The sequence below is a fragment of the Enemella dayhoffiae genome, from assembly GCF_002250625.1.
Lineage (GTDB): Bacteria > Actinomycetota > Actinomycetes > Propionibacteriales > Propionibacteriaceae > Enemella > Enemella dayhoffiae.
The window spans coordinates 508,656-524,574 of sequence record NZ_NMVQ01000001.1 but is presented as its reverse complement, the minus strand read 5'-3'; the positions used below and the strand labels follow the sequence as shown (position 1 = coordinate 524,574).

Annotated in this window: 11 protein-coding genes and 2 pseudogenes; 3 read left to right on the top strand and 10 right to left on the bottom strand. The window is 68.4% G+C overall.

Translation table 11 applies throughout. The features are described 5' to 3' along the window. From CGZ93_RS19240 to CGZ93_RS02550, 4 genes and pseudogenes are all read right to left on the bottom strand, one after another. Nucleotides 1-453 (bottom strand): annotated as a pseudogene (locus tag CGZ93_RS19240) (hypothetical protein); the annotation flags it as partial. Then, nucleotides 446-3,103, bottom strand: coding sequence for a DNA gyrase subunit A (gene gyrA, locus CGZ93_RS02560; protein WP_094362550.1), 2,658 nt, complete (start codon nucleotides 3,101-3,103; stop codon nucleotides 446-448). The gene gyrA and the pseudogene CGZ93_RS19240, both read right to left, overlap by 8 nt. A gap of 783 nt (nucleotides 3,104-3,886) precedes the next feature. Next, nucleotides 3,887-5,644: an oleate hydratase gene (locus CGZ93_RS02555; RefSeq protein ID WP_094362549.1), complete on the bottom strand. Its 1,758-nt coding sequence runs from the start codon at nucleotides 5,642-5,644 to the stop codon at nucleotides 3,887-3,889. 2 nt (nucleotides 5,645-5,646) lie between these two features. After that, entirely contained in the window at nucleotides 5,647-6,510 is an 864-nt protein-coding gene (locus CGZ93_RS02550; RefSeq protein WP_094362548.1) for a 3-hydroxyacyl-CoA dehydrogenase, read from the bottom strand. 160 nt (nucleotides 6,511-6,670) lie between these two features. On the opposite strand from CGZ93_RS02550, the gene CGZ93_RS02545 reads away from it, so the two are divergent. Then, on the top strand, nucleotides 6,671-7,255 hold the full coding sequence (locus CGZ93_RS02545; RefSeq protein ID WP_094362547.1) for a TetR/AcrR family transcriptional regulator: 585 nt from the start codon (nucleotides 6,671-6,673) through the stop codon (nucleotides 7,253-7,255). Between the two features lie 193 nt (nucleotides 7,256-7,448). Here the strand turns inward: CGZ93_RS02545 and gyrB are convergent. Then, a pseudogene (gene gyrB, locus CGZ93_RS02540) lies at nucleotides 7,449-9,392 on the bottom strand (DNA topoisomerase (ATP-hydrolyzing) subunit B); the annotation flags it as partial. Nucleotides 9,393-9,766: 374 nt separating this feature from the next. On the opposite strand from gyrB, the gene CGZ93_RS02535 reads away from it, so the two are divergent. Continuing rightward, the gene (locus CGZ93_RS02535; protein WP_094362545.1) at nucleotides 9,767-10,438 is read left to right on the top strand and encodes a hypothetical protein; all 672 of its coding nucleotides are present in this window, start codon (nucleotides 9,767-9,769) and stop codon (nucleotides 10,436-10,438) included. 5 nt (nucleotides 10,439-10,443) lie between these two features. Here the strand turns inward: CGZ93_RS02535 and CGZ93_RS02530 are convergent, their stop codons facing one another. The 3 genes from CGZ93_RS02530 to CGZ93_RS02520 are packed head-to-tail and all read right to left on the bottom strand — an operon-like array spanning nucleotide 10,444 to nucleotide 12,949. Beyond that, nucleotides 10,444-10,992: a hypothetical protein gene (locus tag CGZ93_RS02530; protein ID WP_094362544.1), complete on the bottom strand. Its 549-nt coding sequence runs from the start codon at nucleotides 10,990-10,992 to the stop codon at nucleotides 10,444-10,446. Then, nucleotides 10,989-11,588 (bottom strand): hypothetical protein, encoded by a 600-nt coding sequence (locus tag CGZ93_RS02525; protein ID WP_094362543.1) that lies wholly within the window; start codon nucleotides 11,586-11,588, stop codon nucleotides 10,989-10,991. Before CGZ93_RS02525 ends, CGZ93_RS02530 begins: the two co-directional genes overlap by 4 nt. After that, complete coding sequence (locus CGZ93_RS02520; RefSeq protein ID WP_094362542.1) at nucleotides 11,585-12,949, bottom strand: hypothetical protein; 1,365 nt, start codon at nucleotides 12,947-12,949, stop codon at nucleotides 11,585-11,587. Before CGZ93_RS02520 ends, CGZ93_RS02525 begins: the two co-directional genes overlap by 4 nt. A 126-nt stretch (nucleotides 12,950-13,075) precedes the next feature. On the opposite strand from CGZ93_RS02520, the gene CGZ93_RS02515 reads away from it, so the two are divergent. Continuing rightward, nucleotides 13,076-14,110 carry a M23 family metallopeptidase gene (locus CGZ93_RS02515; RefSeq protein ID WP_094362541.1) on the top strand — a complete coding sequence of 345 codons (1,035 nt, stop codon included), beginning with the start codon at nucleotides 13,076-13,078 and terminating at the stop codon, nucleotides 14,108-14,110. 92 nt (nucleotides 14,111-14,202) lie between these two features. On the opposite strand, the gene CGZ93_RS02510 is transcribed toward CGZ93_RS02515, so the two are convergent. Together CGZ93_RS02510 and recF are read right to left on the bottom strand one after the other, a co-directional pair. Continuing rightward, a complete protein-coding gene (locus CGZ93_RS02510; RefSeq protein ID WP_094362540.1) occupies nucleotides 14,203-14,787 on the bottom strand; it encodes a DUF721 domain-containing protein in 585 nt (194 codons plus the stop codon). After that, on the bottom strand, nucleotides 14,780-15,919 hold the full coding sequence (gene recF, locus CGZ93_RS02505; protein ID WP_094362539.1) for a DNA replication/repair protein RecF: 1,140 nt from the start codon (nucleotides 15,917-15,919) through the stop codon (nucleotides 14,780-14,782). The genes CGZ93_RS02510 and recF overlap by 8 nt, the downstream gene beginning before the upstream one ends.

Here is a 15,919-nt window from a genome sequence, read left to right as displayed (position 1 = left end):
GCCAGCGGCCCCAGCACCCGCGGCACCCGTACCCGCGGCACCCTTCGCACCGGCTTCGTGTCCGGGACGGAAGATCTGGCGCCCCGGCGTACCCGACGCGCTGGCCGGCGTACCCGCAGGCTGCTGGGCCGCGCGAGAAGGCTGAGCCGCCCGCGACGGCTGGGCCGGCGCCTGCTCCTGGCCCGGCTGCCCGGCGGCCCGCTGCGGTGCCTGGGCCGGAGGCTGCTGCTGAGCACCCGCGCCGCCCGGCCCGCCCGCGGACTGACCCTGGCCACCCGGAGCACTCGGAGAACCCGCCCCGCGAACCCGACCCATCAGCCGATCAGCGCGGGACGGGGCACCGCCGGAGGGGTTGTCGCCGCTATAGAAGTCCTGCTGACCCCGGATCACGGTCTGCTCGGCGTCCGACTGACCACCTCGGGGCCTCGCGCCCGGGCCCTGCGGATCACTCACGGTTGTCCTCCTCCGCCTCAGCGGCGTCTACCTCGTCCGGCGTCCCATCATGCCCGGTCACAGCAACCTCGGTCGACTCCGCGTCGTCGGATGACTTCGCGGCCTCCACGGCCTCGGCTTCGGCGGCGACCTGCTCCTCCGGGTTGAGCGCGATCAGCGATACCGCGTCATCGCCCTTGACCCCGACGAACTTGACGCCCATCGTGTCACGTCCCTTGACCGGAACCTCGGCGACACTGCTGCGGGTGATCTGCCCGCTCAGTTTGATCGCGATGATCTCATCCTGCTCGGTGACCACCAGGCCGCCGACCAGGCGCCCGCGGTCCTCGTTCAGCCGCATCGCCTTGATACCCAGGCCGCCGCGGCCCTGCTGGCGATAGTCGCTGACCTTGGTCCGCTTGGCGTACCCGCCGTCGGTCACCGTGAACACATAGCGGTCTTCCTCGGGCAGGTCGGCGTCGATCACCGCCATCGACAGCAGCTCGTCGCCGTCCCGGAACTTCATCCCGGTCACCCCGGAGGTGGCCCGGCCCATCGGGCGCAGCTGCGCGTCGTCGGCCTGGAAGCGGATCGACTGACCCTTGGCCGAGATCAGCAGCACGTCGTCCTCGGGCGAGACCAGCCCGGCACCGATCAGCTCGTCGTCGTCCTCGCGGAAGTTGACCGCGATCACGCCGGCCTGACGCGGCGAGTCGTACGCCGTCAGCGCGGTCTTCTTGACCAGACCCCGCTTGGTCGCCAGCAGCAGATATTCGGCGTCGTCATAGCCGCGGATCGCCAGCACCTGGGCGATCTTCTCATCCGGCAGGAAGCTGAGCAGCCCCGCCACGTGCGAGCCGCGGGCGTCCCGGCCGCCCTCGGGCAGTTGCCACACCTTGGCCCGATAGACCCGGCCCATGTTGGTGAAGAACAGGATCCAGTGGTGGTTGGAGGTCGCGAACAGGTGCGCAACCTCGTCGTCGGCCCGCAGCGAGGCCCCGCGTACGCCTCGGCCGCCGCGCTTCTGCACCCGATACAGGTCGGTCCGGGTGCGCTTGGCGTACCCGCCCTGGGTGATCGTGACCACCACGTCCTCGTCGGGGATGAAGTCCTCGTCGGACAGGTCACCGTCGGCGGAGATGATCCGGGTACGCCGGTCGTCGCCGTACTTGTCGACAATCTCGGCGAGCTCCGCGCCGATGATCTCACGCTGGCGGGCCTCGGAGGCCAGGATCGCCTTCAGCTCGGCGATCCGCCTCTCGATCTCGGCCAGGGTGTCGATTATCTTCTGCCGCTCCAGGGCCGCCAGCCGGCGGAGCTGCATGTCCAGGATCGCGGTCGCCTGGACGTCGTCGATGTCGAGCAGCTCCTTCAGCCCCTCGCGCGCCTCCTCGGTCGACGGCGAACGCCGGATCAGCGCGATCACCTCGTCGAGGGCGTCCAGCGCCTTGACCAGGCCGCGATAGATGTGCGCCTGCTCCTCGGCCTTGTTCAGCCGATACTGGGTGCGGCGCCGGATCACGTCGAGCTGGTGGGAGATCCAGTAGGAGATGAACTGGTCCAGCCGCAGCGTCCGCGGCACGTCGTCGACCAGGGCCAGCATGTTGCAGCCGAACGTGTCCTGCAGCTGGGTGTGCTTGTAGAGGTTGTTCATGACCACCCGCGGCTGGGCGTCGCGCTTGAGCACGATGACCAGGCGCTGGCCGGTGCGGGCGGAGGTGTCGTCGCGGATGTCGGCGATGCCCTGCAGTCGCCCGGAGTTGACCAGTTCGGCGATCTTGAGCGCCAGGTTGTCCGGGTTGCACATGTGCGGCAGCTCGGTGACGACGAGCAGCTGACGGCCGCCCTTGTCCTCCTCGATGTCGATCACCGCGCGCATGGTGACCGAGCCGCGGCCGGTGCGATAGGCGTCCTCGATGCCCTTGCGCCCGACGATCAGCGCGCCGTTGGGGAAGTCGGGGCCCTTGACCCGCTCGATCGCGGCCTCGAGCAGTTCCTCGGGGCTGGCCTCGGGCTGCTCCAGGCTCCACTGCACGGCCTCGGCGACCTCGCGCAGGTTGTGCGTGGGGATGTTGGTGGCCATGCCGACGGCGATACCGGTGGAGCCGTTGACGAGCAGATTCGGGAACCGGCTGGGCAGGACCACCGGCTCCTGCTCGCGGTTGTCATAGTTGGGCTTGAAGTCGACGGTGTCCTCGTCGATGTCGCGCACCATCTCCATGGCCAGCGGCGCCATCTTGCACTCGGTGTATCGCATCGCCGCGGCCTTGTCGTTGCCCGGCGAGCCGAAGTTGCCCTGGGAGGAGACCAGCGGGGCGCGCATCACCCACGGCTGGGCCAGCCGGACCAGGGTGTCATAGATCGCCGAGTCGCCGTGGGGGTGGTAGAGACCCATCACCTCACCGACGATCCGGGAGCACTTGTTCCAGCCGCGATCGGGGCGGTAGCCGCCGTCGTACATCGCGTACAGCACCCGTCGATGTACCGGCTTCAGACCGTCCTTGACGTCGGGCAGCGCCCGCCCGACGATCACGCTCATCGCATAGTCGAGATAGGAGCGCTGGATCTCGACCTGCAGGTCGATGGGCTCAGTGGTGCCCTTCTCCGGCGGCAAGATCTCGTCGACCGTCGACTCGGCGTCGCTCGTCGGTTCGTCCGGGGTGTCTGTCATCGAGGATCCTCACTGGGCGCCCGGCCGGGGCGCAGCGCGTCTGGACTTTGGCCAATCCCGTCGATTCTATCGGTTATCCCCCAACGGGTACGCCTCAGCGGCGGCGGGTCGGCGGGCTCGGCGCGCCGCCGTGGATCCGCGAGCCGACCAACCGGAAGGTTGCCCGGCCCCAGGGTGTCGGATCCAGGCCCCGTTGCAACGGTGGGAGAACTCACTCCCCCCCCCGGAGGAAACAACATGACAGCACCCGTAGGTCCTTCCTGGTCGGCGCCGGCATCGCAGCGGCAGGTATCGCCGGCGTGCTCGCGGCCGCGGGCCCCCGCACAGGCGGCCAACTGGAAGGTGCTTCCGCACGACTGCCAGACCCAGGAGGCCGGCAACTGCTGCGGTGCGACCGCGAGCCGGATCGCCATCTCGTGTCGCACCGGCGCTCCCAGCCAGGCCGACCTGGCAGCCGACATCGACTATGACGTCGACCGTGGCTATGGACTGGTGGCCAACATCGTGGCCCCGCCCGCCAACCAACCGCCCGGTTTTCCGCCGTACGAGACCCTCTTCCAAACTTCGCCATCGTCGAGTACAACCCGGACCTGCGTCAGGCGTACATCGTCGATCCGGCGAACTTCAACGGCCACCACCACTACTGGCTGAGCCTGGAGCGGCTGACCACGCTGATACCGCGGAAGGGCTACTCCGCCTGAGCCGGCGCCCACACGCGGACACGATGACGGGGGTCGCGAGCGACCCCCGTCCCGGGTGGACACCGGATCCGACGTCTGGAAACTAGATCAGGCCCACCTTCTGCAGGAGCTGCCCGATCTCGCTGTGGCTGAGCCTCGACCTGATCCGCCGTTGCAGCACCCCGGGGGCCCTGTCATCGAGGGCCGACCCGTCACGCAGTTCGTGCGCCGCGTTGAGCAGGGCGCGCACGTCGTAGGTCGAGCCGAAGACCTCGGGCACCCCGCGGTCGATGCCAAGCAGTTGATAGGCGGCCTCCATCCCAGTCCGCACCGAATACTCGGTGGTGAAGATGCAGTCCCGGGTCGTCTCGGCGAACTGGCCGATGAACGCGAAGTTCTGGGCTCCCTGCGGCACCACGGCGGGGCGATCGCCCGCCCGCCGCGGCATGAAGAACGAGGTGATGTAGGGCATCATCACCGGCACACAGGTGGCCGCGTTCGCGGCGAGCTCGGGGATCTCATCGACCGGAACGCCCATGTGATAGAGCCATTCGGCGATGATCTCCTCACCGGTGCAGTCCTGCATCGGCTTCTTGATGTAGTCGCCGGGGCGATCCACGAACAGGGAATAGACCCAGACCACGATCTGACCCGGATCCTGATGCTTGAACTGCGGTTGCCGGTTGACCGTCCAGCTCAACAGCCACGACGAATCCCGCGCGGTCACGATGCCGCCGGTCACGGTGCGACCGCTGAACGGGTCACGCTGGCAGATCTTCTCGATGTACGCCGGAATCCGCTCATCGAGGGTGGTGACGGTGGCCGACTCCCACTTGGTCTCATCGATGTTGGAGCAGAAGACCTCAGGCCGCCCAAACGCGGGATCCTTGGCGGCCAAGGTTTTCCACAGATCCCAGGCCGGCGCCGGTCCGGTGTTGAGCTTGGCGGGGGTGTGCTGATCACCGTCGTCGCTGTTGTCGACCAGCGAGCCGATCGTCATCAGGACGAGGTCGTTCTCGGTCAGGTCAACACCACCGGGCTCGCCGCCCTGCACCCAGTGAATGCGGGTGGCCCGCTTGCTCGTGCCCTCGGTGACGAAGTCCACGTCGGTGACCTCGGTGTCGAAGGTGAAGGTGACACCCTGATCCATCAGCCAGCGGGTCATCGGCAGCACCATTGACTCGTACTGGTTGAACTTTGTGAACTTCAACGCCGAGAAGTCCGGCAGTCCACCGACGTGATGGACGAACCGGTGCAGGTAGAGCTTCATCTCCAGGGCGCTGTGCCACTCCTCGAAGGCGAACATGGTGCGCCAGTAGAGCCAGAAGTTGCTGTCCAGGAAGTCGCGGCCGAAGACCTCGTTGATCCGCTTGCCCTCCATCTCCTCGCGCGGAGCCATGAAGACGTGGGTCAGTTCGCGTTGTGCCTTCTTGGACAGGGTGAACCGGCCGTCGCTGTCGACCCGCTGACCCTGCTGCTCGGTCTGGCGGCACAGGCTGTGGTTGGGGTCGTCCTTGTTGAGCCAATAGAACTCATCCAGCACCGAGGCGCCCTCGACCTCCAGCGAGGGGATCGTGCGGAAGCAGTCCCACAGACACTCCATGTGGTCCTCCATCTCGCGCCCACCCCGCAGCACAAAACCCTTGCTGGGCTTGCGAATGCCGTCCAGGGCACCGCCGGGAAGGCTGATCCGTTCAAGGATCGTGATCTGGTCACCTTTCAGTTGGCCGTCGCGGATCATGAAGACCGCCGAGGACAACGAGGCGAGCCCCGCGCCCACGAACCAGACCTTGCGCCCGTCGACTCCCTCGGGCTTGCGGGGTCGGGCGAATGCTTCGTAATTGCCGCTGCTGTAGTACATCTTCACTTCTCCTGATTGCTGTCGTAGGTGTAAAAGCCCTGCCCGGTATCCCGGCCGAGCCGGCCCCTGTCGATGAAGTTGGTCTTGAGGTAATCCGCCCAGGCCGCCTGGCGGGGGTCGTTGCGGGCGATGTTGTAGGGCGTGGTGAGTCCGACGATGTCGAGGATCTCGAAGGGGCCGACAGGGGAGCCGGTGCCGATCTTCCAGGTCTGATCGATCGCCCGGGGTTCGGCCACCCCCCGCACCACGAGGTCGGCCGCCGCCGTCAGGAAGGGCACCAACAGGGAGTTGAGCACGTAGCCGGGTTGTTCCTTGTGGATCTCGATCGGGACCATCCCCATCTCCCGGGCGAAGGCCACCGCGCTCGCGTACACCTCGGGATCGGTCTGCGGGGTACCCATCACCTCGGCGGTGTTGTGCAGCCAGATCTGGTTGGCGAAGTGCAGCGCCAGGAACCGCTCGGGTCGGCCGGTGCTGGCGGCCATGGCGCTAGGCAGCAGTGTCGAGGAGTTGCTGGCCAGGATCGCGTGCTCGGGGGCGTGGGCACCCACCCTGGCCCAGGTCGACTGCTTGATGTCGAGCCGTTCGGGGACGGCCTCGATCACCAGATCGGCGTGCGCCACCGCCTCGGCGAGGTCGCTGGTCAGCGTGATGGTCCCGCTCGCGTCGCCCCGATCCGCGGCGCCGGGAACCTCGTCACGATAGGTGGCCGCGAGCGTCTGGAAGCGTTTCCTCGCCCGGGTCAGGGCCTCGTTATCGAGGTCCCACGTCGTGACCTCGAATCCGCTGTACGCCGCCTGGTAGGCGATCTGGGCACCGAGCACTCCGGCTCCCAGCACCGTGACCCGTTGAATCCTATGCATCATGGACTCCCTTCCATCTTTTAGGACTGACCGGTCAGTACAGATACAAGTTAGCATTGCCGTGCGGCGGTATCAAGGCGGTCGCGGATTGGCCGGTTAGGGTGCCAGCAGCCGATCAACGGGTCGGGTACTGCGTCGGGACCGCACCGGGAGGAGGAGCGTCATGGACGAGAACCGGGTCGACGGCCGCACCGCGCGGCGTACCGAAACACGTGAGGCGGTCCTCAACGCCGCCACCGAACTGTTCGCCGCCCAGGGGGTGTCGGCGACGTCCGTCGACGAGATCGCCGCGCGGGCGGGGACGGCGAAGGGCAGCGTGTTCTACAACTTCGGTTCCAAGAACGGCGTCGTCGAGGCGCTGATGCAGCGCAGCATCCAACGACTGGCCACCAACCTCGCCGAGGCGACACATGGGCTTTCCGGCCGCGAACTGCGCCGGGAGACGGTGGCCAACCTGTTGCGGGAGGTGCACGCGCATCCGAACGCGGCACAACTGATGGTCAACGAGACCTTCCGCGTGGACCGCTCTTGGTCGGAGACGACCAGGCAGTGGCGGGGACTGATGCTCAGCGGCCTGGTCGAGGACTACGTTGCCGAGCACGGCGAAGATCACCGCGAGCGCGCCGGACTATGGGCCGCGGCTCTCGTCGGCGCCACCCTGATGACGGGACTCGAGTGGATGGTCGCGATGCCGGCGATGAGCTACGACGACGCCCGGGCGGCGCTCCTGGAAACCCTGCACCTGTGAGCACAAGACCGCGGACTCCCGCGCAATTCCATGACCATTTCGCACGGGGCCCCGCTCGCCCGGGAAGGTGGGCAGGCGTGAACCGATGGGACCGGAGATCTGCGGGCGCGCGCGATTAACGCCAGCAAGGATTCATCCGGCTGCACCCCGAATCCTGCCGTAGACCGTGAGAGCTGCCGCGGGCGGCGTACGACTAGATGTCCAGGAAGCGCACGTCTTTGGCGTTGCGTTGGATGAAGTGCCGACGCTGCTCTACGTCCTCGCCCATCAGGATCGAAAACATCTCATCGGCGCGGGCGGCGTCCTCCAGGGTGACCTGGAGCAGGATCCGCCCGTCGGGATCCATCGTGGTCTCCCACAGGTCGTCGGGGTTCATCTCACCCAGACCCTTGTAGCGCTGGATCGGGTTCACATTGGGCAGCTTCTTGCCCTCGGCGAATCCCTTGTCCCGCAACGCGTCGCGCTCGGCGTCGTTGTATGCCAGCTCATGCGGGGCGTTGGTCCAGCGCAGACGGAACAGCGGCGGCTGGGCCAGATAGACGTGGCCGGCGTCCACCAGCGGCTTCATGAACCGGAACAGCAGGGTCAACAGCAGCGTCCGGATGTGGGCACCGTCGACATCGGCGTCGGCCATCAGCACGATCTTGTGATAGCGCAGCTTGGCGATGTCGAAGTCCTCCTGCACGCCGGTGCCGAGGGCGTTGATGATCGCCTCGACCTCCTTGTTCTGCAGGATCTTGTCGATCCGCGCCTTCTCGACGTTGAGGATCTTGCCGCGGATCGGCAGGATCGCCTGGATCCTGGGATCGCGCCCACCCTTGGCCGAGCCGCCCGCCGAGTCACCCTCGACGATGAACACCTCGCACTCCTCGGGCTTGGTCGACTGGCAGTCGGCCAGCTTGCCGGGCAGCCCGCCGCCGCCGAGCAGACCCTTGCGGTTGCGGGCCAGGTCGCGCGCCTTGCGCGCCGCCTGCCGGGCGGTCGCGGCGTCCTGCGCCTTGCGCACGATCAGCTTGCCCTCGGCCGGGTTCTCCTCGAACCAGTCGGACAGCTTGTCGTTGACCACCTTCTGCACGAACGAGCGCGCCTCGGTGTTGCCGAGCTTGGTCTTGGTCTGGCCCTCGAACTGCGGCTCGGACAGCTTGACCGAGATGATCGCGGTCAGCCCCTCGCGGATGTCCTCGCCCTTGACCCGGTCCTCGGCCTTCTTGACCAGGCCCCAGGTCTCGCCCCACTTGTTGACCGTGTTGGTCAGCGCGGCGCGGAACCCCTCCTCGTGGGTACCGCCCTCGTGGGTGTTGATCGTGTTGGCGAACGTGTGCACCGACTCGGTGTAGGCGGTCGTCCACTGCATCGCCAGCTCGACCGACAACCCGTCGTCGACGTTCTCCGCCTCGACGTCGATCACCGTCGGGTTGATCGTCTCCTTGCCCCGGGTGAGGTATTTGACGTAGTCGATCAGCCCGTCGTCATAGCGATAGGTGGCCGTGTGCGCCTTGCCCTCCTCATCGACGTGGCTGGGCCGCTCGTCGGTGATCTTGATGGTCAGCCCCTTGTTCAGGAACGCCATCTCCCGAAACCGGGTGGCCAGGGTCTCGTAGGAGTAGTCGGTGGTCTCGAAGATGTCGCCGCTGGCGTGGAAGGTGACCTTCGTGCCGGTCTGGTCGGTCTTCTCGCCCCGCTCGAGCTCTCCGGTGGGTACGCCGAGGTGGAAGCTCTGCGACCAGACGTGCCCATCCCGGCTGACCTCGACGGTGAGCCGGTCGGACAGCGCGTTCACCACCGAGGCACCGACCCCGTGCAGGCCGCCGGACACCTTGTAGCCGCCGTCGCCGAACTTACCGCCGGCGTGCAGCTCGGTCAGCACCAGGGTGACCGTCGGGATGCCCTTGGTCGGGTGCACCTCGACCGGGATGCCGCGACCGTTGTCGATCACGCTGATCCCGCCGTCGGGCAGGATGCGCACGTCGATCGTGTCGCAGTAACCCGCCAGCGCCTCGTCGACCGCGTTGTCCACGATCTCCTGGACCAGGTGGTGCAGGCCGCGCTCACCGGTCGAGCCGATGTACATGCCCGGGCGCTTGCGGACCGCCTCGAGCCCCTCGAGCACGGTGATCGCCGACGCGTCATAGACCCCCGCATCCACCAGGTGCCGTTTCTGCGCCTCGGCCTTCTCCTCGACCTTGGCCGCCTGCTCGGGAGTGATACCCGGGTCGGCATCCGGCGCCGGCACCTCGTCAGGGATGTCCGTCATGGGTCTCCTATCTCCTCGACCCTCCGAGTCTACCGGTCTCCCCCGACGAAACCCGCATTTCGCAGGGGGTTGGCCGTCCGCGGACGCGTTCTGCGGCCCGTGAGGGTCGGCGAGAGCGCCTCACCCCCCGTCTCCGCATCGGGATACTGCTCCCGGCACCGGGCGCGGCAGACGCGATTTCATCCGATCGGCCAGTCCGCGCGCGACCCGGCCGCCCCGATAAGGTCGGGCCAGAGACCCGCTAGGAGGTGTGCTCGGTGCGAGGGGCTGAACATCTGCCCACGATCCGGCTGGACCACGAGCCGCTGGATCGCGGCTGGCGTCCGCCGACCCCGGGCCAGCGGGAGTGGTCGGCCAGCCTGAAGTTCCTGGTCGTGGTGTCGGTGCTGCTGCTGGTGATCGGTACCGTCTGGACCGCCGGCGGGCTGGCACAGCGCGGGGACAAGGTGCGCAGCTATGCCGCCGGCCAGCAGATCGACGCCGGGCCGATGACGATCACCCTGAACACCGTCGAGATCACCTGGACCCCGAAGAGCAGGTACCGCGAGGACGACTTCGACAAGTGGACCGTCGTCGCCCGCGGGTCCGCGACCAGCAAGCTCAAGGAGAGCGTCTTCCTCTACAAGGTGGGGATGCTGGTGACCGCCCGCGGCGGACGCTATCCGGCGGATCTGAAGTTCGGGCATACCGGTTCGGTCCCCGCGACCTCGCAGCTGGATCCCGGGTTGACCGGCGTACCGGTGACCCTCGAGGGCACCCTCCCGGGCAGCTGGCAGCCGACCGGACTGCTGCAGGCCGGTCTGTGGGAGCAGAAGTATCGGCAGGAGGACGATCAGGTGTCCGTCGACGTGAAGGCGTGGGGCAACGGACGCACCGTCCTCACATTCTGGTGTCCGGTCACCCGGCTGCCCGATGAGAAGGCCAACTGAACGGCTCAACGGGGCGGGGAGGCGACCAGATGCCGCGTCCGCCAGTCCCGCTGGTCCGAGGCGTACACCCCGGCGATCTGGTTCACCCGGCTCAGCGGCACCTCATAGATCACTTCACCCTCGGTGGCCACGTTGGTCGGCCACTCCTGACAGAACTGGTTCAACGGCCGGCCGGAGACCCGGGTGGTGTACTCGTAGAACACCCGATCGGCGCCCGCCAGGTTGAGCAGGCAGTAGTCCTTGGGGTCGACCCGGGTGACCTCGAAGCGCACCAGCACGAACGTCATCCCCGGGCTGGCCTCGACCGGCTTGCCATATTTCACCGGCACGCTGCGCGCCTGGTTGATCGACAGCACCCGGAACGGGGACCCCTTGCCGGTCACCGCCGACTCCCCGGGCGGGAGCTGCACGAACCGCAGGTTCTGATGCGTGTAGGACCAGAACGCCCAGCCGGCGACATAGACGGCGGCGAGCATGCACACACACCACAGGGCGAGCCACGCGCGCAGCCGGTTGCGTGGGCGACCGCCGCCGACCCGGGTCGCGGGGCTCACTCGAGCCCCCGGATCTCGGGCCGGGGCAGGGTGTACGCCTTGTCTCTCGGTACGCCGGTGAGCTCGGCCGCGCGCTGGGCGTCGATCCCCAGGTCCACCACCAGCCGGCGGCGGTAGCGGAACGTGTTCTCGTACTGCCACAGCCGCAGTTTCGCCCCCTGCAGGCGTTGCGGGTCCAACTCGGCGTGCAGCCGGGCCGTCTCCGCGGTGCCCGGTTTCGGTTGTACCTGACCGGTCGCCTCGGCCGTCAGCCCGGCGTACGAGACGTCGCCGTTGATGCTGTGCAGGTTGTCGATGGCGTACCCCTCGGCGGTCACCGTGAACACCAGGAAGATGCCGGTGCTGCGGGTCGGTCGGTCGACGACGCCGGAGGTCTTGTGCAGGGCGTACGCCGACTCCAGCCGGTCGACCCGGAGGCGAACGCCGGCGATCTCGCTGGTTTCGCCGAGGGCCACCGCCACGTCCTGGAAGTCGTCGTTCTCGGGGGCGTCCTTGCCGAGGGTCTTGAGCAGCACCCCGTCGAGGGCTCCGGTGAGCACCAGGATCAGCACGGCCAGCGGGATCGACCAGCGGAAGGGCCGGGTACGCCGGGTCATGCGGAGGTTCCTTCTCGCTCGGGGATGGCGGTTTCGGGGGTCTCGATCTGCCCGGTCTCCGCGGCCTCGGCCACCGCCCGGAATCGGGCCAGGCAGGCGGCGAAGGCCACCCCGAGCAGGCAGACCCGCAGCGGCTGGAACGGCACCTCGCGGGTGAGGTCGACCAACGGCCCCCACGTGTACCAGAACTCGGTCTGCTGGCCGCCGATCAGCGACTGCACGCCGTAGGCGAAGAGGTCCTCGAGTCGGACGACGACCAGGTGGGCGACGACGAAGGCGGCCAGGAAGAGCACGCCGGTGCGCAGCACCAGCCGCAACGACTGCAGGGTCGGCACGTACTTGTCGTCGATGTCGCCGAGGAACACTTCCTGGAACTCCAGCCAGGCCCGGCGGCCGATCCCGGAGCTGCGCCGGGCCCGGTGCCGGCGATCCCGCTCGGCGAGCTTGGCAACGGCGCGCGAGGGGGGCTCGCCCTTGCGCCACAGCTCGGCGACCGACAGCACGTGCGAGCCGTAGATCAGGGCGGCGACGGCCAGCCAGGCGATCGGTTCGGACACGACCTTGAACAGGAACGGGAAAAGGTTCTCGTTCAGAAAGTTGCCGACTGCGAGGATCACCGCGGGGAGGTTGATCTTGATCAGCGCGGCCGCGTTGGAGAGGCCCTCGACCCAGCTGTCCACCCACTGCGCCAGCACCCGGTCGGTGAACCAGTTCTTGAGGTAGGTGATCAGGTTTCCGCCGGCGAGGATCAGGCTGAGCATGAAGAACGCCTCGACGAAGGCGGCGGCCAGGCCGAGGATGCGGCGGTCGGTGAACTCGTGCAACAGGTCGAGCCCGCGGCGTACGGCGTAGGCGCCGGTGACGACCGCGATCACGGTGATGATCTGGGTCCGGGTCGACGGTTGCAGCTGATTCAAGATTTTCAGGCTGCTGAGCACCCCGGTCTGGGTGAGGGAGGCGACAACCAGCTCGTGCGCGCGCTCCTGGACGTAGCCGAAGGCGGCGTAGATGCCGAGGAAGGGCAGCAGCGTCAGGGCGAGCAGCCGTGGTACCGATTCGTCGCGGTCGTCGTTCGGGGCGCCCTCGGGAAGCACCTGGCGTACGCCCAGCTCGGCGCCGACCAGCCGCAGCTGCAGCACCACCGCGGTGAGCACGGCGACGAAGCCGATCGAGAACACCACCAGCGACGCCCAGGCCGACCACTCCACCAGCGAGGCGGCGATCCGCAGACAGGCGCCGTAGCCGAGCCAGCCGAGCAACTGGAGCGCGACCAGCTGCGGGAACAGCCGGCGGAAGACTCGCCAGGTGTCCGCCGACAGCTGGGTCAGGTGGCCCCAGAACTCCCGCCGTGCAGTGCCCATCGGAATGCATCGTAGTTTCAGCGCGGCTCGCCCTCCGCGAAGGTACGGAACCTTCCCGAGGCTCAGGCCTCCTCCGGGGCACCGCGCGGACCTACCGTCGTCGAGTCACCACACTCCCGGAGGTCGATGATGCGCAGGTTCTGGATCCCCGCGGTGCTCGCCGCACTGCTGCTGGGGCTCATCGGCGTACCCGCGGCCTTCGCGGCGACCGCGCCGAAGTTCCAGGCGCCGTTCCTGTGCGCGGCGAAGTGGTACGGGGACGCGTCCTCCTCGAGCCGGCACGCGGGTGGGGAGGAGATCGACTTCCAGACCCCGGTCGGGGTGCCGGTGCTGGCCACCGCCGGTGGCCGGGTGTCGATCGCCTCCTTCCAACACTCCAACGGCTACGGGAAACTGATCGTGATCGACCACGGCGGCGGCTGGGAGAGCTACTACGCGCACCTGGACAAGATCAGCGTCAAGGTGGGTCAGCAGGTGAAGCAGGGTCAGCGGATCGGCAGCTCCGGCAACACCACCGCGCAGATCCCGAACATGGGCGCGCACCTGCACTACGAGGTACGCCACGGCTCCGGCTATCCGGGCAACGTGGTGAAGGCGACGTTCAACGGGAAGTCGTTCCCCTACCCGACGGGCACCGTGGTGTCCCAGAACTGCCCGAAGAAGGCGACCCCGAAGCCGACGCCCAAGCCGACCACGAAGACGCCGACGCCGACGAAGACCAGGACCGCCACCGCCAAGCCCGAGCCGACCAAGACCCGCACCACGGCCAAACCCGAGCCCACGAGGACGACCGCCAAACCCGAACCGACGCGGACCAGCACCAGACCCGAGCCGACGGGGACCCGCACCACCGCCAAACCGGAACCCACGCGGACCACCGCCAAACCCGAACCCACGCGCAGCGCGACCCCGCGGGTGACCACTCCTCCGCCCACCACCGAGCCGGCTCCGCCCGAGGTGGCCCCGGACGCACCCGCCGAGGAGGTACCGGACTACGCCGCCGACAAGCAACCCGGCGTCGAGGCCGAGGGTCCGAAGATGGCCCCAGCCGGCAACCCGCAGCCCCCCGCCGGTGCCCGCTCGGGCGGGGGCGGCTACCCGGCCGGGCCCACGGGATCCACTCCCGAGCACTCCGGTGGCCTGGCCAGCACCGGCCGGTAGCCACTACGTAATGATCATGACCAGATCGGGGTCGTTTTCTCACAGTGCGAAAACAACCCCAGATCCGTCATGATCATGTCGTGGCCGGCACCTCAGCCGTAGGTGTCGCGGGGGCCGCGGCCCTTCACCGAGCGGCGGCCGTGCTTCCAGCTGGGGGCGGTGGGGCCGATCACGTTGACCCGAGTGACGGTGCCCTGGCCGAGCTCGTCGTTCAGCCGGGCGACCAGCTGCGGGGCGAACAGGCGCAGCTGGGTGGCCCAGGTGGTCGACTCGGCGCGGATCGTGAGCACCTGGTCGGCGTACGCCTCGGGCTGGGAGTGCTCGGCGTTGATGCTGCCGACCAGGGCCGGCCAGTTCGCCAGCAGCAGGTGCACGTTCACCTGGGTGTCCCAGCCCTGCTGGCGCATCAACCCCTTCAGCGCGGGGCCGAGCAGCTGTGGGTCGCGGTCGTCGGGGTGGGCGCCGGAGGACTGTACGCCCTGGGGCCGCTCCCGGCGGCGCCGCCGGCGTACCCCCTTGCTCGCCGCACCCACCTGCGCAGCGATCTGTCGGGCCAGGTCGACCCCGGTCGGGTCGTGCTCCTCGGCGGCGGCGGCGAGGTCGGAAGCCGGACCCTTCGACTCGCTCGCTCCTCGCTCGCTCAGGGAACGTGGGGGCTCGGGATCGGGATCAGTCATCGACGCGCACCTCCCCTCCGCCGACCTGGAAGCGTTGGCCGGCCAACATCGAGGGTACGTCCGCCCCGACGGCGGCGGTCACCAGCAGCTGTTCGGCCTGCACCACGCCGGCGGCCAGCCGCTCCCGCCGGGTGGAGTCCAGCTCGGCGAAGACGTCGTCGAGCACCAGCACCGGTTCGATCCCGTCGGCCCGCAGCAGCTCGAAGGCGCCGATCTTCAATGCCAGCGCGAACGACCACGACTCGCCGTGCGAGGCGTACCCCTTCGCCGGAAGCTCGCCCAGCGTCAGGGTCAGGTCGTCACGGTGCGGTCCGGCCAGGGTCACCCCGCGGACCAGCTCGTCCCCCCGCCGCGCGACCAGCTGCGCCTGCAGCGCCTCGGCCAGTCCGGGCCGGTCCCAGCTGTCGCCGATCTCCATCGCCGAGCGGTACGCCGCAGCGGCCACGTTGTTGGTCGGGGCGATCTCGGCGTACGCCCGCGCGGTGTGTGGCAGCAGATCGCGCAGCGTGTCCAACCGGGCCTCCAGCAGCTCGGCGCCGACCTGCACCAGGTGGCTGTCCCACACCTCCAGGGTGGAGGCGGCGTACGGGTCGTCCGCCCGCACCCTGCCCTTGCCAGCAAGGGATTTCAGCAGGCTGTTGCGCTGCTTGAGCACCTTGTCATAGTCGGCCTTCACCCCGGCCATCCGCGGCCACCGGTTCACCACCAGCGCGTCCAGGAAGTGCCGCCGCTCAGCCGGATCCCCCTTGACGATGGCCAGATCCTCGGGCGAGAACACCACGGTCCGCAGCATGCCGACGATCTCCCGGGCCCGCGGCAGCGGCGAACGGTTCAGCCTGGCCCGGTTGGCCTTGCCGGGAGTGATCTCGATCTCCAGCAGGATCCGCCGGTCGTCCTCAAGACCCGCGCGTACCCCCGCCCGCACGATCGCCCGCTCGCAGCCCGCACGGACCAGCGGGATCTCCGAGGACACCCGGTGCGAGGACATTGTGGACAGGTATTCCACCGCCTCGACCAGGTTGGTCTTGCCCTGCCCGTTGGCGCCGACGAAGGTGGTCACCCCACTGGTCAGCGGCACCTCCACCGAGGGGTAGGAGCGGTAGTCGGCCAGGCTCAGGTGATCGACGTACAC